The 19,387-nt window shown below is 67.0% G+C and carries 13 protein-coding genes and 2 riboswitches; of the genes, 8 read left to right on the top strand and 5 right to left on the bottom strand.

What is annotated here, in order from left to right:
* Positions 1-3: 3 nt before the first annotated feature.
* The 3 genes from gcvP to gcvT form a co-directional block, all read right to left on the bottom strand.
* Positions 4-2,883 carry an aminomethyl-transferring glycine dehydrogenase gene (gene gcvP, locus ACQ7JA_RS19255; RefSeq protein ID WP_430900664.1) on the bottom strand — a complete coding sequence of 960 codons (2,880 nt, stop codon included), beginning with the start codon at positions 2,881-2,883 and terminating at the stop codon, positions 4-6.
* A 149-nt stretch (positions 2,884-3,032) separates the two neighbouring features.
* Positions 3,033-3,413 (bottom strand): glycine cleavage system protein GcvH, encoded by a 381-nt coding sequence (gcvH, locus tag ACQ7JA_RS19250; protein ID WP_430900662.1) that lies wholly within the window; start codon positions 3,411-3,413, stop codon positions 3,033-3,035.
* Positions 3,414-3,472: 59 nt separating this feature from the next.
* Complete coding sequence (gcvT, locus tag ACQ7JA_RS19245) at positions 3,473-4,582, bottom strand: glycine cleavage system aminomethyltransferase GcvT (RefSeq protein ID WP_430900660.1); 1,110 nt, start codon at positions 4,580-4,582, stop codon at positions 3,473-3,475.
* Between the two features lie 47 nt (positions 4,583-4,629).
* Positions 4,630-4,729, bottom strand: a riboswitch (glycine riboswitch).
* Positions 4,730-4,748: 19 nt separating this feature from the next.
* Positions 4,749-4,835, bottom strand: a riboswitch (glycine riboswitch).
* A 181-nt stretch (positions 4,836-5,016) separates the two neighbouring features.
* Here gcvT and ACQ7JA_RS19240 point away from each other — a divergent pair.
* On the top strand, positions 5,017-5,577 hold the full coding sequence (locus tag ACQ7JA_RS19240) for an ATP-dependent Clp protease proteolytic subunit (protein WP_430900658.1): 561 nt from the start codon (positions 5,017-5,019) through the stop codon (positions 5,575-5,577).
* A gap of 61 nt (positions 5,578-5,638) precedes the next feature.
* Here the strand turns inward: ACQ7JA_RS19240 and ACQ7JA_RS19235 are convergent, their stop codons facing one another.
* The gene (locus ACQ7JA_RS19235; RefSeq protein WP_430900656.1) at positions 5,639-5,836 is read right to left on the bottom strand and encodes a hypothetical protein; all 198 of its coding nucleotides are present in this window, start codon (positions 5,834-5,836) and stop codon (positions 5,639-5,641) included.
* A gap of 271 nt (positions 5,837-6,107) precedes the next feature.
* On the opposite strand from ACQ7JA_RS19235, the gene ACQ7JA_RS19230 reads away from it, so the two are divergent.
* The 7 genes from ACQ7JA_RS19230 to ACQ7JA_RS19200 all read left to right on the top strand — a co-directional run bounded on the left by ACQ7JA_RS19230 (position 6,108) and on the right by ACQ7JA_RS19200 (position 17,483).
* Positions 6,108-8,393, top strand: a complete 2,286-nt coding sequence (locus tag ACQ7JA_RS19230) for a DUF1631 family protein (protein ID WP_430900655.1) — start codon at positions 6,108-6,110, stop codon at positions 8,391-8,393.
* Positions 8,394-8,486: 93 nt separating this feature from the next.
* Entirely contained in the window at positions 8,487-12,011 is a 3,525-nt protein-coding gene (gene smc / locus ACQ7JA_RS19225) for a chromosome segregation protein SMC (protein WP_430900653.1), read from the top strand.
* Positions 12,008-13,201, top strand: coding sequence for a cell division protein ZipA C-terminal FtsZ-binding domain-containing protein (locus tag ACQ7JA_RS19220; RefSeq protein ID WP_430900651.1), 1,194 nt, complete (start codon positions 12,008-12,010; stop codon positions 13,199-13,201). Before smc ends, ACQ7JA_RS19220 begins: the two co-directional genes overlap by 4 nt.
* 39 nt (positions 13,202-13,240) lie before the next feature.
* A complete protein-coding gene (gene ligA / locus ACQ7JA_RS19215; RefSeq protein WP_430900736.1) occupies positions 13,241-15,550 on the top strand; it encodes an NAD-dependent DNA ligase LigA in 2,310 nt (769 codons plus the stop codon).
* 18 nt (positions 15,551-15,568) lie between these two features.
* On the top strand, positions 15,569-16,462 hold the full coding sequence (gene galU / locus ACQ7JA_RS19210; protein ID WP_430900649.1) for a UTP--glucose-1-phosphate uridylyltransferase GalU: 894 nt from the start codon (positions 15,569-15,571) through the stop codon (positions 16,460-16,462).
* On the top strand, positions 16,459-16,995 hold the full coding sequence (def, locus tag ACQ7JA_RS19205; protein WP_430900647.1) for a peptide deformylase: 537 nt from the start codon (positions 16,459-16,461) through the stop codon (positions 16,993-16,995). Before galU ends, def begins: the two co-directional genes overlap by 4 nt.
* Positions 16,992-17,483 (top strand): hypothetical protein, encoded by a 492-nt coding sequence (locus tag ACQ7JA_RS19200; RefSeq protein WP_430900734.1) that lies wholly within the window; start codon positions 16,992-16,994, stop codon positions 17,481-17,483. Before def ends, ACQ7JA_RS19200 begins: the two co-directional genes overlap by 4 nt.
* Positions 17,484-17,571: 88 nt before the next feature.
* Here the strand turns inward: ACQ7JA_RS19200 and ACQ7JA_RS19195 are convergent, their stop codons facing one another.
* Positions 17,572-19,320 carry a DUF885 domain-containing protein gene (locus ACQ7JA_RS19195; RefSeq protein ID WP_430900645.1) on the bottom strand — a complete coding sequence of 583 codons (1,749 nt, stop codon included), beginning with the start codon at positions 19,318-19,320 and terminating at the stop codon, positions 17,572-17,574.
* Positions 19,321-19,387: the final 67 nt, after the last annotated feature.

Here is a 19,387-nt window from a genome sequence, read left to right as displayed (position 1 = left end):
GGATTACTCGTAGTCGCTGATCGGCGCGCAGCCGCAGAACAGGTTGCGGTCGCCGTAGACGTTGTCCGCACGGCCGACCGGCGGCCAGTACTTCTTCTTGCGCAGCGAAGCCACCGGGAAGGCCGCCACTTCACGGGTATAGGTGTGCTGCCAGTCGTCGGCGGTCACCACTTCCGCGGTGTGTGGGGCGCCCTTGAGCGGGTTGTCCATCTTGTCGTACTCGCCGCGCTCGACCTTCACGATCTCGGCATGGATGGTGATCATCGCTTCGATGAAGCGGTCCAGCTCGGCCTTCGACTCCGACTCGGTGGGCTCGATCATGAGGGTGCCCGGCACCGGGAAGCTCATGGTCGGGGCGTGGAAGCCGAAGTCCATCAGGCGCTTGGCCACGTCTTCGTTGCTGATGCCGGTCTTGTCCTGCAGCGGGCGCAGGTCGATGATGCACTCGTGGGCGACCAGGCCGTCGTGGCCGGTGTACAGCACCGGGTAGTGCGGCGCCAGACGGCGGGCGATGTAGTTGGCGTTCAGGATCGCCACTTCGGTCGCCGCGGTGAGGCCTGCCGCGCCCATCATCGCGATGTACATCCACGAGATCGGCAGGATCGAGGCCGAGCCGTAGGCGGCCGCGCTGACCGCGCCGATGCCCTGTTCGTCACGCACGTAGCCGGTCGACAGCTGGTTCGGCAGGAAGGGAGCCAGGTGGGCGCCCACGCCGATCGGGCCGACGCCCGGGCCGCCGCCGCCGTGCGGGATGCAGAAAGTCTTGTGCAGGTTCAGGTGGCTGACGTCGCCGCCGAAGGCGCCAGGCGCCGCCACGCCGACCATCGCGTTCATGTTGGCGCCGTCCACGTAGACCTGGCCGCCGTGCTGGTGCACGATCTCGCACAGTTCGCGGATGCCTTCCTCGAACACGCCGTGGGTCGACGGGTAGGTGACCATGACGCAGGCCAGGTCCTTCGAGTACTGCTCGGCCTTGGCTTTCAGGTCGGCGAGATCCACGTTGCCGTTCTCGTCGCAGGCCGTGACCACGACCTTCATGCCGACCATGCTGGCCGATGCCGGGTTGGTGCCGTGGGCCGACGAGGGAATCAGGCAGATGTTGCGGTGGCCTTCGCCGCGCGACTGATGGTACTTCTGGATCACCAGCAGGCCCGCGTATTCGCCCTGGGAACCGGCGTTCGGCTGCAGAGAAATGGCGGCGTAGCCGGTGGCGGCGCACAGCATGGCTTCCAGCTGGTCGATCATCTCGCGGTAGCCGACGGTCTGGTCGTTCGGCGCGAACGGGTGGATGTTCGAGAACTCGGGCCAGGTGACCGGGATCATTTCCGAGGTCGCGTTCAGCTTCATGGTGCACGAGCCCAGCGGGATCATGGTGCGGTCCAGCGCCAGGTCCTTGTCCGCCAGGCCACGCAGGTAGCGCAGCATCTCGTGCTCGGCGTGGTAGCGGTTGAAGGTCGGGTGGCTCAGGTAGGCGGTGGTGCGGGCCAGCGCGGCAGGGAAGGCGTCCGAGACGTCTTCGTCCAGGGCGTCGATGTCGACAGCCTTGCCGTTGCCGAAGACGGCGAACAGGGCGGCCAGGTCTTCGCGGGTGGTGGTTTCGTCCAGCGACACGCCAACGTGCTGGTCGTCGATGCGGCGCAGGTTGATGCCGGCGTTGGCGGCGGCCGCGTGCAATGCTGCTGCGTCGCCCTTGACGGTCAGGGTGTCGAAGTAGGTGGTGTTCAGCACGTCGGCGCCGAGCTGCTGCAGGCCGCGCGCCAGGATGGCGGTCTGGCGGTGCACGCGGGTGGCGATCTGCTTCAGGCCTTGCGGGCCGTGGTAGACCGCGTACATGCCGGCCATCACGGCCAGCAGCACCTGGGCGGTACAGATGTTCGAAGTCGCTTTTTCGCGGCGGATGTGCTGTTCGCGGGTCTGCAGCGCCAGGCGGTAGGCCTGGTTGCCCTGCGCGTCGACCGTCACGCCGACCAGGCGGCCGGCCATGCTGCGCTTGTATTCGTCGCGGGTGGCCAGGTAGCCGGCGTGCGGGCCGCCGAAACCGAGCGGTACGCCGAAACGCTGGCTGTTACCGACGACCACGTCGGCGCCCCAGGTGCCCGGTGCTTCCAGGACGGTCAGGGCCAGCAGGTCGGCGGCGACGACGACCATGGCGCCGGCGGCATGCAGGTGTTCCACGGCGGCGCGGTAGTCGCGCACTTCGCCGTTCACGCCCGGGTACTGCAGCAGCACGCCGAAGCAGGTCTCTTCCAGTTTCTCGATCTCGCCCGCGGCGATCACGCGCACTTCGACGCCGATCGGCTCGGCGCGGGTGCGCACCACTTCCAGGGTCTGCGGCAGCACGTCGTCGGCCACGTAGAACACCTTGGACGCCGACTTGCCGACGCGCTGCAGCAGCGTCATGGCTTCGGCGGCGGCGGTGCCTTCGTCCAGCATCGAGGAGTTGGCGATGCCCATGCCGGTGAGATCCGTGATCATCTGCTGGAAGTTCAGGATCGCTTCCAGGCGGCCCTGCGAAATCTCTGGCTGGTAAGGCGTGTAGGCGGTGTACCAGGCCGGGTTCTCGAAGATGTTGCGCAGGATGACCTTCGGGGTGTGGGTGCCGTAGTAGCCCTGGCCGATCATCGACTTCATGACCTTGTTCTTCGATGCCAGCGCCTTCAAAGTTGCCAGCGCATCTTCCTCGCTGCGCGGTTCGACGAACTGGCCGAGGTCCATCGTGTCCTTGCGGCGGATGTTCGCAGGCACGACGGCGTCGATCAGGGCGGCGCGCGAGGCGTAGCCCAGGGTCGACAGCATGGCTGCCTGTTCGGATTCGGACGGGCCGATGTGGCGCGGGATGAAGGAGTCGCGCGCTTCGAGTTGGGTAAGGCTGGAGCGGGTCATGGTAGAGGCCAAGAAGGAGAGCTGGAAGAGAGGTGTTGCAGTGGTAGGGTGGGCGGGTATTCCGCCCACGCGTTCAACGAAAAAATGTGTCGCCACAGTGCGTCCGTGAGTTGGACGCGCGGACGGCGAAGCCGTCCACCCTACGAAAATCAGTTGCCGGTGGTCTTGCCGTAGGCGTCAGCGTCGAGCAGCTTGTCGTATGCGGCTGCGTCGCTCGGAGCCAGCTTGAACAGCCAGGCGCCGTAGGCGTCGCTGTTGATCGAGTCCGGTGCGTCGGCGACCGGCTGGTTGACGGCGGCGACGGTGCCCGAGACCGGTGCGTAGATGTCGCTGGCGGCCTTGACCGACTCGACCACGGCGGCGTCGTCGCCGGCCGTGAATGCCTTGCCGACCTGCGGCAGTTCGACGAACACGATGTCGCCGAGCGCGTCCTGCGCGTACTCGGTGATGCCGACGGTCAGGGTGCCGTCAGCCTCGCGGCGGACCCACTCGTGGGACTCGGTGTATTTCAGGTCGGTTGGGATGTTCATGTAAAGGCTCCGGGTTGGGTGAGGCGGGTAGTATAAACGGTTGTTCTGGTTATTCTGTATCAGGCAGCGAGGACCTTGCCGTTGCGCACGAACGGCAGTTTGACCACGCTGGCGGCCAGCTTCTTGTCGCGGATTTCCACGTGCACGGTATCGCCGATCGCGACGTCCATCGGGACGCGCGCCAGGGCGATCGCCTGCTGCATGCTCGGGCTGAAGGTGCCGCTGGTGATTTCGCCGACGTTGCCGGATGCCGCGATGACCTTCTGGTGGGCGCGCAGGATGCCGCCTTTCTCGCGCAGGATCAGGCCGACGAAGTTGGCCTGCTGGCCCTTGGCCTGCAGGGCAGCCTTGCCGATGAAATCGCGCTCGGAGACCAGGTCGACGGTCCAGGCCAGGCCCGCGTCCAGCGGATTGACGCTGTCGTCCATGTCCTGGCCGTAGAGGTTCATGCCGGCTTCGAGGCGCAGGGTGTCGCGCGCGCCCAGGCCGGCGGGCTTGATGCCGGCCGCGGCGAAGGCATTCCACAGCGCTTCGACCTGGGAAGCGGACACGCCGACTTCGAAGCCGTCTTCACCGGTGTAGCCGGTGCGCGCCACCATCACTTCGCCGAACTGCGTATCCGGGACGATGACGACGTTGAAGGGTTTCAGCGGCTCGGAAGCGGCCTGCGTGGTCGGCAGTACCTGCCAGACCTTGGCGCGGGCGTTCGGACCCTGGACGGCGATCAGGGCGATCGGATCGTTGCCGTCGCGGCGCTGGGTGATGGTGATGCCGCTGCCCTTGTGGTCGCCCAGCCACTTGACATCCTTCTCGGCGGTGCCGGCGTTGACGACAAGGCGGAACCAGTCTTCGCTGAAATAGTAGACGATCAGGTCGTCGATCACGCCGCCTTCAGGATTCAGCATGGCCGAGTACAGGGCCTTGCCGGGCACCTGCAGCTTGTCGACGTTATTGGCCAGGACCTTGCGCAGGAAGCCGCGCACGTCCTCTCCCTTGATGTCGACGACGCACATGTGGGAGACGTCGAACATGCCGGCGTCGGTGCGCACGGCATTGTGTTCTTCGATCTGGGAACCGTAGTTGACCGGCATGTCCCAACCGCCGAAGTCGACCATCTTGGCTCCGAGGGAGCGGTGTGCGGAATTGAGCGGGGTCGCTTTGAGCGTCATGGAATCCTCGGGCAGTGAATAGGGGTGCGCGCACCCTTGCGGGCGCCTGTATCCCCTCTGTCCTTGGTACCTGAGAGATAGCGGCATGCGCCGCCTGCCCCTTCGGTGGGCCCCGTGTCGGCGGGGCCGCTCTCCAGAGTGTGAGCCTGCGCGCGGTGCGCGACATGCCCCTTGACCAGTCCTTTTTGCCTGAGAGTTTGTGGGTAGTGCCCCTTCGGCGGCAGGTGTTCCTGCGCTCTCCCGGTCAAGACTGCGGAGGATATGCCAGCATTGGTTCCATGTCAACCAAAGGGAAGGGCAGCCGGAGGCAAGAGCGGGTCATGTTGAAGGTTGCCTGAAAGCATTGCCGCACACTATTGGCCTGCCTCGGGCAAAGCCTTTCCGCGCGTTTTGCTACACTTAACCCACACACTTTGCAGTGGGAAAAGACGACTATGAGCGAAGACAAAGCGCAAGGAGTAAAGGAAGCCTGGTTCACGCTGTCCGGAGACGTCAACAGCGACATGGTGCACCGTGTGTTCGAGGCCGTGTCGATGATGACCGAGGACGGCATCGAGACCGCGCACGTGCTGGTGCAGTCGAATGGCGGCTATGTCAGCGACGGCCTGTGCCTGTTTAACTTCCTGTCGAACTCACCGATCAAGTTCGTGATGTACAACGGTGGGGCGGTGGCCTCGATCGCCGTCATCCTCTACCTGTCCGGCACCGAGCGATACTGCAGCGAGACCGCGCGCTTCATGGTGCACAAGTCGCATGCGACGGCGTCCCCTGGCTCGCGCCCCGACGCCCTGAACATCATCGTCGAGGGCTTGCGTGCGGACGACGCCCGCACCGAATCGATTCTTCGCCGCTGCGTCGAGTTGAGCCCCGAGCAGTGGGCCATCCACCAGTATTCCGACCTGCACCTGAATTCGCGCGATGCGAAGACCGCGGGCCTGGTCAACGACGTGCGCGATTTCCGCCCGCCGAAGGGCGGCATGCTGCGCAATATCTGAACCAATAAGAAAGGCCCACCGCATCGATGCCGGTGGGCCCGCGACTGCCGCTACTGGCCTGTCAGCGGTTCTTGTCGTTCTTGTGGCTCTGGCGGCCGGCTTCGGCATGCTGTTCCGGCGTGCCGCCGCGGGTGCCGCCGCTGCCGCCCGAGCGCGAACCCGAGCCCGAGCCCGACTGCTTGTTGCCGCCCTGGCGGCCGGCGTCGGACTGCTGCTGCGAGCTGCCGCCCTGCTTCGACTTACCTTGATTCGAGGCCATCTGCATTTCCTTTCAAAGTGGGAGAAATGTCCTGCTTGCCGGGCTGCGACCGTTGGCGCAGCCTTACCGGTCGATCCATCATGCTGCCCGGCCTGATCCCTCGCTATCGGATCACGGCGTGAACCAGTGTAGGACGGACACCGACAATCTCAAGGCAAATCTTCTGACGCGATCCTGACCTGCGTAGGCGAAAACGCCACGGTATGCATGATCCCTATTGCCATGTGGAAATAATATGGCACAATAGGCGAAACCCCCTTCGATCACGCCCATGGCCAGCACCATCGCCCAGACACCCGCAGTCCGCAAGGCCGCCGCTGCGCAGCAGGCAGCGCTGGACGAGCTTGTCGCCATGGCGGCCGCACACGCGCAGGACGCCATGCCCGGCGTGGCCCAGCGGATGGCCGTCGCGCTGCTCGACATGACCGCCGCCGGACCCGACCCCCAGCAGGCCGCGCGTCGCATCCGCTCCGGCAACCTCCTCAAGGACAATTCCTACGCCTTCGTGCATCTGGCCTCGACCGGCATCGAGCTGGCCCTGCGCAAGGAAGTCGCGCGCCTCGCGCCGTCACGAGACAAACCCGCCACAGGCGCGCCGCTCACCCTGAGCCTGGTCCCGATGGAAGAGATGGACGACCAGCTGGCCTTCGCCAGCATCAGCCGTCCCTTTGACATCGCCTGCTCCGAGCGCCTCGCCAGCCTGGGTGTGCGGCTCGGCATGCTGCTGGGACGCGAACTGGTGCGCGCCTCGCACAACCCCTTCCGTCCCGAGGTCTTCCTGCGCGCCCTCCAGGACGCCTGGCGCGAGTTCGAGCCCGACACCGCCTCGCACGAGCTGGTCCTGGCGCTGCTGCGCACCGGGATCGTGTTCGAATTCGGGCCCTTGCTCGATGCCTTGAACGACAGGCTCAAGCCGGCGCGCGGCGAGCGTTTCGCCAAGACCGACGACAGCGCCGCCACCAGGGCCGCGAAAGCACGCCGCGATGCGGCCGTCACCGAGGGACTGAAACAGCTCTTCGGCGTCGCCGAACCTGCGCTCGGGGCCGACCTCGACATTCCGCTGATCGCCAACCTGCCCCAGGGCAGCGGCGGCTGGCGTCCGAGCGCGGCGGCCGGCTTTGCCGTGGCCGCGCCGGTGGCCGGGTTGCCAGCCGCGCCTGCGCCGCACGCTGTGCCGGGCCATCCGGCGGGCTCCCACGTCATGGCGCCTGCAGGGCAGGGCGTCTCCATGGCCGCGATTCCCGCGCCATTGATCGAGATGCTGGAGAAGCTGAGTGCCGGCGGCGTCGCGGCCGGCGCCATGCCGGCAGGCACTCCGTCCCAGGACGTGTTCTACCTGCCGCGCCTGAAGCAAAGCCTGCCCCAGGGCAGCCTGTCGCGCGGCGACGAGACCACGCTCGACCTGCTGTCGCGGATCTTCGAAACCGTGCTCCTGGACGAGTCGATCCCCCAGGAGACCCGCGAGCTGATCGCCTTCCTGCAGGTGCCGGTGCTGAAGGCCGCCCTGAAGGACCGCAGCTTCTTCTTCGAAGAAGCGCATCCGGCGCGGCGCATGCTCGACCTGCTGTCCAATGTCGGCTGGGAGCAGCCGGGCGGCCAGGACGATCCGGTCTACCGCGCCATGCGGCGCGGCGTCGAGAAGGTGCGCGACGAAGCGCAGCCGGAAGCGTTCGCCGCTGCAGTGGCCGACCTGGAAGCGAGCATCCTCGAACGCGAGAGCATCGAGGCGCAGGCGATCGCCGGCCCGATCGCCCAGGCCACGCGCCAGGAAAAGCAGCAGGCCGCGACCCGTTCGGCAAAGAAGGCGATTGCGACCCGCCTGGCGGGCGAGCAGGTGGTGCTTCTCGTCGGCACCTTCCTCGAACAGCGCTGGACCCCGGTGCTTACGCTTGCCTACGTGATCGAGGACAGCAAGCCGGGCGCGATCGACAACGCCACCCGCGCCATGGACGACCTGATCTGGAGCGTCAAGCCCAAGGCCACCCAGGAAGAGCGCAAGGCCCTGATCGCGCGCTTGCCGGGACTGCTCACCACCCTCAACAAGTGGCTCGACGCCGTCAAGTGGCAGGATGCCGAGCGCCTGCAGTTCTTCGCCGAGCTGGCCGAGTGCCACGCCGCCATCGTGCGCGCCCCGATCGAGCTCTCGCCCGAGCGCCAGCTGGAACTGGCGGTGGAGGCGGCCCAGCAGGACGCCATGCGCCGCATCGCCCAGGAACAGGCGGCGGCCCGGGAAGAGGAAGCGGACGTGCAGAAGGACCCGGCCGCAGCCTCGCTGGCGACGCTCGTACGCGGCATGCGCGTCGAATTCAATGGCAAGGAAGGCATCCGCAAGCTCAAGCTGGCCTGGGTCAGCCCCCTCCGCACCCTGTTCATCTTCTCCGGCGCCGGCAGGAAAGAGGCCTTCTCGCTGCCGGCCGAGCGCCTGCTGGACGCCTTCCGTACCGGCAGCATCCGGGTGCTGGCGCCGGAAGGCGTGGTCGGCCGCGTGCTGACCCAGGCGGCGGGGGAGGCCGCCATGAACGACGCCCACCACGACGCCTTGCACGCCGCCGGCTAGAATTGTCGAGTTCGCAAGCTTGCTTCTTGGCTTATAGCTACGCAACAGATGGTATGATGGGGCCTTTAACGACTCCATTCCAGCCAGAAGCACGTGCGCCTCTCCTCCATTAAATTGTCGGGATTTAAGTCTTTCGTCGATCCCACCAATTTCCAGGTGCCTGGCCAGCTCGTGGGCGTGGTCGGCCCGAACGGCTGCGGCAAGTCGAACATCATCGACGCCGTACGCTGGGTGCTGGGCGAATCCAAGGCCTCCGAGCTGCGCGGCGAGTCGATGCAGGACGTCATCTTCAACGGCTCCACCTACCGCAAGCCCTCGGGCCGCGCGTCGGTCGAACTGGTGTTCGACAACAGCGACGGCAAGGCGGCCGGGCAGTGGGGGCAGTATGCCGAGATCGCGGTCAAGCGCACCCTGACGCGCGACGGCACCTCGACCTACTACATCAACGGCCAGCCGGTGCGCCGGCGCGACATCCAGGATATCTTCCTCGGCACCGGCCTCGGCCCGCGCGCCTACGCCATCATCGGCCAGGGCATGATCGCCCGCATCATCGAATCGCGCCCGGAAGAGCTGCGCGTCTTCCTCGAAGAGGCGGCCGGCGTCTCGAAGTACAAGGAACGCCGCCGCGAGACCGAGAACCGCCTGTCCGATACGCGCGAGAACCTGCTGCGGGTCGAGGACATCCTGCGCGAGCTGAACGCCAACCTGGAAAAGCTCGAAGCCCAGGCGGCGGTGGCGAACCGCTTCCACCAATTGCAGGCCGACCAGGAAGAAAAGCAGAAGCTGCTCTGGCTGCTGCGCAAGAACGAGGCCAAGGCCGAGCAGGTCCGCTACTTCCGCGAGGTCGAGGAGGCCCAGACCGCGCTGGAGGCCCAGACCGCCAAGCTGCGCAACGTCGAGCTCGAACTCGAGCACATGCGCCAGGCCCACTTCTCGATCGGCGACCGCCTGCACACGGCGCAAGGCGCGCTGTACCAGACCAATTCCGAGATCGGCAGCCTGGAAGCGCAGATCAAGTTCGTGGTCGAGTCGCGCACCCGGCTGCAGACCCAGCTCGGCACCCTGGCCGCCCAGCGCGACCAATGGCTCTCCCAGCGCCAGGAGTTGGAGGAACAGATCGGGGAAGCCGAGATGACCCTGGAAGAGCTGGGCGCGCGCGCGGAAGGCGTCCAGATCGCCGTGGAAGCGGCCGGCGAACGCGTGCCGGAACTGGAGAGCGCCTGGCGCCAGGCGCAGGAGCAGTCCAATGCCTCGCGCGAACGCATCATGCAGGTGCAGCAGCGCATCGAACTGGCCAGCGCCCACCAGCGCAATGCCGCGAACATCCTGACCAACCTGGCCAGCCGGCGCGAGCGCCTGCAGCAGGAGAGGAATGGCCTGAACCTGCCCGACAGCGCGACCCTCGACAACCTGCGCCGGCAGCTCGAGGAAAAGCAGATGGCGCTGGAAGAACAGACCATGCTGCTGGACGAGGCGGCGTCGCGCCAGGAGGCGGTCGAGCAGGAACGCAAGGATGCCCACGCCCAGGTCCAGCAGGAGAGCGCGGCGAGCGCCCAGCTCGAGGCACGCCTGGGCGCGCTGCGCCAGATGCAGGACCGCGTCCAGACCCAGGGCAAGGTCCAGCCCTGGCTGGAAAAGCACGAGCTGGCCGGACTGCCCCGCCTGTGGCAGAAGCTCGACGTCGAAGAGGGCTGGGAGACGGCGCTGGAAGCCGTGCTGCGCGAGCGCTCGGCCGCGCTGGAACTGTCCAACCTGGATTGGGCCAAGGCCTTCTTCAGCGACGCGCCGCCCGCGCGCCTGTCGCTGTATTCGCCTGCTCCCGCCGCTGCCGCGGCGCCCGATACCCCGGGCCTGAAGCCCTTCGCCAGCCTGCTGCGACTGAACGACCCGGGCCTGCGCGGCGTGCTGAACGACTGGCTGCACCACATCTACGCGGCCCAGGACGCTGCCGAAGCCTTTGCCAACCGCGGCCGCCTGCCGCAGGGCGGCGCCTTCGTCACCCGCCAGGGTCACCTCGTCACGGCTTCGAGCGTGCGCTTCCACGCGCCGGACGCCGAGCAGGACGGCATGCTGGCGCGCCAGCACGAGATCGACAATATCGGCAAACAGCTGCGCGCCCAGGCCCTGCTGCTCGATGAAGCGCGCAGCCGCGCCACCCGCGCCGACGCCGCGGTGAGCGACCTGACCCGGCGCCTGCAGGATGCGCGCCAGCGCGTCGCCACGCTGACGCGTGAAGTGCATGCCCTGCAGATCGAGGTGCTCAAGCAAAGCGAGATCGAGGCGCGCTTCAACCAGCGGAGCGGCCAGATCGCGGCCGACCTCTCCGAAATCGCGGCCCAGGAAGCCGAGCAGCGCCAGCTGGCCGCGGAAGCCGAGATGGAATTCGAACAGCTCGACATGGAGCTGGCCGAGCTGCAGGGTTCCCATGAAGACGGCCAGACCGCCTTCCTGGAAAAGGAGCAGCTTCTCAATGACGCGCGCCAGAAGCTGCGCGAGCTCGAACGGGGCGCCCAGGAAGCCCAGTTCGCGGAACGCGCCCAGCGCGCCCGCATCGAGGAACTGCGCCGCTCCATCGCGACCGCTTCCAGCCAAGCCGAGCAGGTCGCTGCCAGCCTGGGTGCGGGCCGGCTGGAACTGGAAGCGCTGGAAGCCGGCACTGCCCACGAAGGCTTGCAGGAACTGCTGGACCGCCGCAGCACGCAAGAGCGCGCCCTGGCCGACGCCCGCCACGAACTCGACCAGATCACCCAGCAGCTGCGCCAGATGGAAGAGGCGCGCATGGGCAACGAGCGCAGCCTGCAGCCCCAGCGCGACCGCATCACGGAAATGCAGCTCAAGGAACAGGCCGCACGCCTGAACCAGGAGCAGTTCGCCGAAGCGCTGGCGACCACGGGCGCCGTCGAAGCCGAGCTCGAGGAAAAGCTGACCCCGGACATGAAGCCGCAATACCTGCAGGGCGAGGTGACGCGCCTGACCAATGCCATCAGCGCCCTCGGCGCGGTGAACCTGGCGGCGGTCGAGGAACTGGCCCAGGCCACCGAGCGCAAGCGCTACCTCGACTCGCAGAACAACGACCTGCAGGAGGCCATCAACACCCTCGAAGACGCGATCCACCGCATCGACCGCGAGACCCGCGACCTGCTGCAGGACACCTTCGACCGGGTCAACACCCATTTCTCGGAACTCTTCCCCATCCTTTTCGGCGGCGGCAATGCCAAGCTGGTGATGACGGGCGACGAGATCCTCGACTCCGGCGTGCAGGTGATGGCCCAGCCGCCGGGCAAGAAGAACGCGACCATCCACCTGCTGTCGGGCGGCGAAAAGGCGCTCACGGCGACGGCCCTCGTGTTCTCGATGTTCCGCCTGAACCCGGCGCCGTTCTGCCTGCTGGACGAGGTGGACGCGCCGCTCGACGACGCCAATACCGAGCGCTTCTGCCGCATGGTCAAGCGGATGTCGGACCATACCCAATTCCTCTTCATCTCGCACAACAAGATCGCGATGGAGATGGCCAATCAACTGATCGGTGTGACGATGCAGGAGCAGGGCGTATCGCGCATCGTGGCGGTGGACATGGAGTCCGCCGCGAATTTCGCAACTGAGGCACAAGCAGCATGACAGATCTCCAAATGAGCATGATCGCGGCGGGCGGCGTATTCGTCGTCGGCGTCGTCGTTTACAACAAGTGGCAGGAGTATCGCGCCCGCAAGAGCGTCGAACGCGCGTTTGCCTCGGACCATGACGATGTCCTGATGCGCAGTGGCGAGCCGGAGCTCGAGCAGGCCCCGGTCGAGCGTCAGGAGCCGGTGCTCGACCTCGGCGCCGAGACGCCGCTGTCGCCGCTGGACGTCGAGCCGGGCGCGTCGAAGTTCGACACTGCCCCGCCCATCGATGCACCGGCGCCAAGCGCCCCGAGCGCGCCCGCCGCGCCGCGCGCGCCGACCAAGGTGGCTTCTCTGGCGCCCGCTGCCGCTCTGCCCGGCGCCAGGCCGGACACCCCGCCTTCGGAACTGGCCGAAAGCCTGGTCGACCCGCTGATCGACTGCATCATCCCCTTGAACGTGGAAGGCGCGGTGCGCGGCAACAAGCTGCTGCCGGCCCTCTCGAGGCTGCGCCGCGTCGGCAACAAGCCGATCCACTACATCGGCTTCGCCGTCAGCGGCGACTGGGAGCCGATCGTCCACGGCGGCGTGTACACCAAGCTGCAGGCAGGCGTGCAGCTGGCCACCCGCACCACGGCCCTGAACGAGATCGAATACTCGGAACTGGTCACCCGCCTGCACGCGGTCGCCGACGAGATCGGCGCCGTGACGGAAGTGCCGGACATGATCGAAGTGATGAGCGAAGCGCGCACCCTGCACCGTTTCGTGGCCGGCCACGACGCCCAGCTGGGCGTGAACCTGGCCGCCAATGGCGCCCCCTGGGCCATCGCCACCCTGATCCAGGCGCTGGAAAACCAGGGCTTCGACGTGCGTCCGGACGGCCGCTTCTCGATGCCTGACAAGGAGGGCGGCGTGCTGTTCACCCTGTCGACCAACGTGACCCTGGGCGCCGACACGACCAATCGCCTGACCCTGCTGCTGGACGTGCCCTGCGTTGCGCCAGGCCGCGACGGCTTCGGCGCCATGGTCAAGTGCGCGAAAGAGCTGACCCAGCGCCTGGACGCGACCATCGTCGACGATTTCGAGCAGCCCCTGCTTGATCCGGCCCTGGAGGAGATCAAGGGCCAGGTGGCCGAGTTCTACCAGGAGATGGACGCCTCCGACATCCCGGCCGGTTCCACGCGCGCGCTGCGCCTGTTCGTATAAGGGGGGCACGTGTCGGTCCCGCAGGAGGTACAGCAGCGCATGGCGTGGCTGGTCGAGGAACTGAACCGCCACATCTACAATTACCACGTGCTCGACGCGCCGACCATTCCGGACGCCGAGTACGACCGCCTGTTCAAGGAACTGCAGGACCTCGAGTCGGCGCACCCGCAGGCGGTCAAGAACGATTCGCCGACCTCGCGCGTGGGCGCGGCGCCGATCCCCGAGTTCAAGCAGGTCACGCACTCGGTGCCGATGCTCTCGCTGAACAACGGCTTTGCCGACGAGGACGTGGACAACTTCGACCGCCGCGTGCGCGACGGCCTGGATGTGCACAGCGTCGATTACTCGGCCGAGCTGAAGTTCGACGGCCTGGCCATCACCCTGCGCTACGAGAACGGCGTCTTCGTGCAGGCCGCCACCCGCGGCGACGGCTACACGGGCGAGGACGTCACCGCCAATATCCGCACCGTGAAGGTGATCCCGCTGCGCCTGCATGGCGATGCCGTTCCGGATGTGCTGGAAGTGCGCGGCGAAGTCCTGATGTTCAAGGAAGACTTCGCGCGCCTGAACGGGCGCCAGCGCGACGCGGGCCAGAAGGAATTCGCCAACCCGCGCAATGCGGCGGCCGGCAGCCTGCGCCAGCTCGATGCGCGCATCACGGCCCAGCGCAAGCTGCGCTTCTTCGCCTACGGCATCGGCCTGCTCGAGGGCGCCGAACTGCCCGAGACCCACTCCGGCGTGCTGGACTGGTTCGACCGCCTCGGCCTGCCGGTCTCGAAAGAACGCGCCGTGGTGAGGGGCTGCCAGGGCCTGCTCGACTACTACCGCGATATCGGACAGAAACGCGGCACGCTTCCCTACGAGATCGACGGCGTGGTTTACAAGGTCGACCGCGTGGCCGACCAGGCGGCGCTCGGCTTCGTCTCGCGCGCGCCGCGCTTTGCGCTGGCCCATAAATTCCCGGCCGAGGAGGCGCTGACGGTGGTGTCCGCCATCGACGTGCAGGTCGGCCGCACCGGCGCGATCACCCCGGTGGCGCGCCTCGTGCCGGTAGCGGTGGGCGGCGTGACCGTCACCAATGCGACCCTGCACAACGAGGACGAAGTCCTGCGCAAGGACGTGCGCGTGGGCGATACCGTGATCGTGCGCCGCGCCGGCGACGTGATTCCCGAGGTGCTGTCGGTGGTGCTGGAGCGCCGTCCCGATCCGGCGCCGGTGCGCTACGAACTGCCGAAGACCTGCCCGGTGTGCGGTTCGCACGTCGTGCGCGAAGAGGGCGAGGCCGTGGCGCGCTGCTCCGGGGGCTTGAGCTGCGCCGCCCAGCGCAAGGAAGCGGTGCGCCACTTCGCGGGCCGCCGCATGATGGACATCGAGGGCCTGGGCGACCGCTACATCGACAGCCTGGTCGAGTGCAATCTGATCGAGCGCGTGGCGGACCTGTACACGCTAAGACTCGAGGACCTGCTTACCATGAAGCGCCTCGCCGACGAGCGCGAGGGCACGACGCCGGAGACAGTCAAGCAGGGAAAAGTCGCCACCAAGTGGGCGGACAACCTGCTCGCCGCCATCGAGGCCAGCAAGAATCCGCCGCTGGAGCGCCTGCTGTTCGCGCTCGGCATCCGCCACGTGGGTGAGTCGACCGCCAAGACCCTGGCCGAGTGGCTGGGACGCTTCGAGCTGATCCGCCAGGCCCCGGAAGCGCTGCTGCGCGTGCTGCCCGATATCGGCGGCATCGTGGCGGAAGCGATCGCCGAATTCTTCGCGGAAGAGAAGAACCAGCAGGCGATCAATGCGCTGCTGGCGGCCGGCGTCGCGCCGCAGGGCGAGCATGCGCCCAAGGCCCAGCTGCGTGAAAAGCTCGACGAGGTGAACCTGCTGGCCGCACTGGGTATCCCAAAGCTGACCGAGCCGCGCGCGCGCCAGTTGATCGGGTCTGGCCAGACCCTGGAGTCGCTGGCCCACCTGAACGTCTTCGGCGTATTCGGCCTGCCTGCGACCGTGTCCGGCGCGCTGGAAGAGTGGATGGCCGTGCCCGCGAACCGCGGGAAGGTGGCGGCCCTGGCGAAGCTGCGCGCAGAGTTGCTGGCCCAGCTGCCGGAAGCGGCCGCCGCTCCGGAAGGCCATTTGAGTGGCAAGACTTTTGTCCTGACCGGTACACTGCCGACCATGAGCCGCGACGCTGCCGGCGCCCTGATCGAGGCGGCCGGCGGCAAGGTGTCCGGTTCGGTGTCGAAGAAGACCTCCTACGTGGTCGCCGGTGCCGAGGCGGGCAGCAAGCTCGCGAAAGCCGAAGAACTCGGCGTCACCGTCCTCGACGAAGCGGGCCTGATGGCGCTGTTGGGACAATAAAATGACCATGGAGGGCGCATGACCCTGATCCGCAAAGCCGTATTCCCCGTGGCCGGCCTCGGCAGCCGCTTCCTGCCGGCCACCAAGGCGCAGCCGAAGGAGATGTTGCCGATCGTCGACAAGCCGCTGATCCAATACGCGGTCGAGGAGGCGGTCGCCGCCGGCGTCACCGAGCTGGTCTTCATCACCGGCCGCAACAAGCGCGCCATCGAGGACCATTTCGACAAGGCCTACGAGCTGGAAGCCGAGCTGGAAGCGCATGGCAAGCAGGCCCTGCTCGACGTAGTGCGCGGCGTGATCCCGAAGCACGTCAACTGCATCTACATCCGCCAGTCGGCGCCGCTGGGCCTGGGGCACGCGGTGCTGTGCGCCCGGCCGGTGGTGGGCAACGAGCCCTTCGCCGTGCTGCTGGCCGACGACTTCATGGACACGCCGAGCGGCACCAAGCCGGTACTGGCCCAGATGACCGAGCTGTATGCCTACGAGCGGTCCAGCATCCTCGCGGTGCAGGACGTCCCGCGCGAGAACACGCGCCAGTACGGCATCGTCAGCGCCTCGCCTTACCGTCCGGGCCTGGAACTGGTCTCGAACATCGTCGAAAAGCCCGCGCCCGAAGTGGCGCCGTCGACCCTGGCGGTGGTGGGGCGCTACGTGCTGTCCGGCTCCATCTTCGGCTACCTGGAAAACCTCGGCACCGGCGCCGGCGGCGAGATCCAGCTCACCGACGGCATCGCCGCCCTGATGCAGCACGAACGGGTGCTGGCCTACCGCTACGCGGGCCAGCGCTACGACTGCGGCTCCAAGCTCGGCTACCTGAAGGCCACGGCGGCCATCGGCCTGAAGCATCCTGAAACCGCCGAAGGCTTCCGCGCCTGCCTGGCCAGCCTGCTCGAGGAGGGCAAGGCATCATGACCGTCCGCGAGATCCTGCGCATGGGCGACCCGCGCCTGCTGCGCGTGGCCGACAAGGTCGAGGCCTTCGATACGCCCGAGCTGCACGCGCTGATCGCGGACATGTTCGAGACCATGCATGCAGCCAACGGAGCCGGCCTGGCCGCGCCGCAGATCGGCGTCAACTTGCAGCTCGTGATATTCGGCTTCGCGAAGAACGAGCGCTACCCTGATGCGCCGCCGGTGCCGGAGACGGTATTGATCAACCCCGTGCTCACGCCACTATCGGAAGACATGGAAGAGGGCTTCGAGGGCTGCCTCTCGGTGCCGGGCCTGCGCGGCAGCGTGCCCCGGTATACGAAGCTGCGCTACGAAGGCTACGACCAGTACGGAAACGCCATCAGGCGCGATGCCGAGGGCTTCCACGCCCGCGTCGTGCAGCACGAGGTCGACCACCTGCTCGGCATCCTCTATCCGATGCGAATCCGCGATTTTTCCCGCTTCGGCTTCACCGAAGTGATGTTCCCCCATCTCGACCCCAAGGCCGACGACTGATGCGTGCACTCTTCCTGGCAGCGGCAGTGCTGCTTCCCGTTTCCGCGATGGCGCAGGACGGGGACTGGTTCAGCAAGATCGAATCGGATCCGAAAAGCGAATTCTGGCTCGACAGCGGCTTCGCGACGTACCACTTCGACAGCGACAAGGACCTGAACGGCGCCAACAAGGGTCTGGGCGCCGAGTACCGCTTCAACGGCACCACGTCGGCGACGATCGGACGCTTCTACAACAGCGACCGGCAATGGTCGAACTATGCCGGCGTGATCTGGCAGCCGTATGCGATCGGCCAGGTGAGGGTGGGCGTGGCGCTGGCGGCCTTCGACGGCTACCCGAAGATGCGCGATGGCGGCTGGTTTCCGGCGGCGATTCCGACGCTGACCTACGAATACCAGCGGGTAGGCGTGAACGTCGGGATCATCCCGTCGTACAAGGACCGCTTGTATGGCGGGATTTCGGTGCAGCTCAAACTGAAGCTGTTCCAGTAGGGTGGTCGGCTTCGCCGGCCGCGCGTCCAGACATGGCCCGCAGGCCCGCTCGCGTGATGTGAACGCGCGGACGGCATAGCCGTCCACCCTACAAATACGGCGACTTCCCGCCCTCCGCGATGAACCGGTCGATCCGCTGCTGCAGCACCGGCAGCGGCACCGATCCCAGCTGCAGCACCGTATCGTGGAAGTTCCGGATATCGAACTTCGCCCCCAGCGCCTTCTCCGCCTTCGCGCGCGCCTCCTGGATCGCCATCTGTCCGAGGTAGTAAGACAGCGCCTGCCCCGGCCACGAGATATAACGGTCGACCTCCGTCTCCACTTCATGCCTGGCCAGCGCCGTGTTCTCCATCAGGTAGGCCTGCGCCTGCTCGCGCGTCCAGCCTTTCGCGTGGATGCCGGTATCGACCACCAGCCTTGAAGCCCGCCAGGCCTGGAAGCTCAGCATCCCGAAGTGTTCGTAGGGCGTCTCGTAGATCCCCATCTCCGTGCCGAGCCGTTCCGAGTACAGCGCCCAGCCTTCGCCGAAGGCCGAGATATAGGCGCGGCGGAAGTGCGGCACCCCTTTCTGCTCCTGCGCCACCGGCATCTGGAAGGCGTGGCCCGGCGCCGACTCGTGCAGGGTCAGCGCCGGCAGGCTGTAGAGCGCGCGCGCCGGCAGGTTGTACGTGTTGACCCAGTAGGCGCCCGGTCCGCCGCGGCCCGCGGTGTAGAAGGGCGCCTGGTCGTCGGGCACCGGCAGGATGGCGAAGCGGCGGCGCGGCAGGTAGCCGAAGTACTGGTCGGCCTTGGCGTCGAACTTCTTGGCGATCCAGGCCGCGCGCATCAGGAGCTCCTCCGGTGTCTTGGCGTAGAACTGTGGATCGGTGCGCAGGAACTGCAGGAAGGCCGGCAGGTCGCCCTGGAAGCCGGCCTTCTTCATGGTGTCCAGCATCTCGGCGCGGATCTTCGCCATCTCGGCCAGGCCGATCGCGTGGATCTGCTCGGCCGTGAGGCGGGTGGTGGTGTACTCGACGATCTTCGACTGGTAGTAGGCTTTCCCGCCCGGCATGCTCTCGGCGGCCAGGGAGGCCCGCGCCTTCGGCACGTACTCGTGACGGAAGAAGGCCAGTACCTTCGCGTAGGCCGGCTGCACCCGGTCGCGGATGACGGCGGCGGCCTGGCTGCGCAGGGTTTCCTGCTCGCTCGCCGGAATCGAGGCCGGCATGCTCTTGAAGGGCGTAAAGAACACCACTTCCTGCGGCGTCTTCGCCTCGGCGATCGAGGCCAGGGCCACGTCGCGTCCGCCCAGGGTGACGCGCGGCGGGGTAAAGCCGCGCGCCAGGCCGGCCCGCATATTGTCGGTCTCCTGGGCGAAGTAGCCGGGCAGGGCGGCCAGCTGCTCCAGGTAGTTGCGGTAATCCTCTATCCGCGCGAAGGGACGGCGGGCGCCGAAGGTGACGTCGGTCCAGAAGGCGCTGTCGGCATTCACCGGCTGCTCGTACTCGCGGAAGCGCTGGGCATCCAGCAGGGCGGCGATCTGGGCGCGGTAGACGGCGTAGTTGATGCGCTCGCGCGGGGACAGCTCGGCCGGCTTGACGCCGTCGAGCTCCCTCAGGATGCCTTCCCAGTAGACCCGGCGCGCCTCCTGGGCCGGCGCGTCGACGCGTGCGAAGGAGGGACTGACGCCGCGTTCGCCTTCGCCGCGGGCGAGCTGCTCCGCGACGCGCCACTTCCATTCTTTCGTGTAGATTGTCTTGAAGCGCGCATCGGCGCCTGTCGCGGCCTGGGCTGGAGAAAGCGCAATACCCAGCAGGAGCGAGGCGACAGGAACGGCAATGCTCAGTCTCAGTTTCATATTCTTCCCGCGGTCATCGAGCAAATCACTCGGCGATCGTCATATTAGCGGGCTCGTGCTTGTTTGA

The organism is Massilia sp. BKSP1R2A-1 (assembly GCF_050586525.1).
Taxonomy (GTDB): Bacteria; Pseudomonadota; Gammaproteobacteria; order Burkholderiales; family Burkholderiaceae_D; genus Telluria.
The sequence above is the reverse complement of the archived record's forward strand: the minus strand, read 5'-3'. Positions and strand labels throughout refer to the sequence as shown.

Coding starts and splice junctions, on each gene's coding strand:
- gcvP (WP_430900664.1), bottom strand. CDS start 2,883: ATGACCCGCTCCAGCCTTACCCAACTCGAAGCGCGCGACTCCTTCATC.
- gcvH (WP_430900662.1), bottom strand. CDS start 3,413: ATGAACATCCCAACCGACCTGAAATACACCGAGTCCCACGAGTGGGTC.
- gcvT (WP_430900660.1), bottom strand. CDS start 4,582: ATGACGCTCAAAGCGACCCCGCTCAATTCCGCACACCGCTCCCTCGGA.
- ACQ7JA_RS19240 (WP_430900658.1), top strand. CDS start 5,017: ATGAGCGAAGACAAAGCGCAAGGAGTAAAGGAAGCCTGGTTCACGCTG.
- ACQ7JA_RS19235 (WP_430900656.1), bottom strand. CDS start 5,836: ATGGCCTCGAATCAAGGTAAGTCGAAGCAGGGCGGCAGCTCGCAGCAG.
- ACQ7JA_RS19230 (WP_430900655.1), top strand. CDS start 6,108: ATGGCCAGCACCATCGCCCAGACACCCGCAGTCCGCAAGGCCGCCGCT.
- ACQ7JA_RS19220 (WP_430900651.1), top strand. CDS start 12,008: ATGACAGATCTCCAAATGAGCATGATCGCGGCGGGCGGCGTATTCGTC.
- ligA (WP_430900736.1), top strand. CDS start 13,241: ATGGCGTGGCTGGTCGAGGAACTGAACCGCCACATCTACAATTACCAC.
- galU (WP_430900649.1), top strand. CDS start 15,569: ATGACCCTGATCCGCAAAGCCGTATTCCCCGTGGCCGGCCTCGGCAGC.
- def (WP_430900647.1), top strand. CDS start 16,459: ATGACCGTCCGCGAGATCCTGCGCATGGGCGACCCGCGCCTGCTGCGC.
- ACQ7JA_RS19195 (WP_430900645.1), bottom strand. CDS start 19,320: ATGAAACTGAGACTGAGCATTGCCGTTCCTGTCGCCTCGCTCCTGCTG.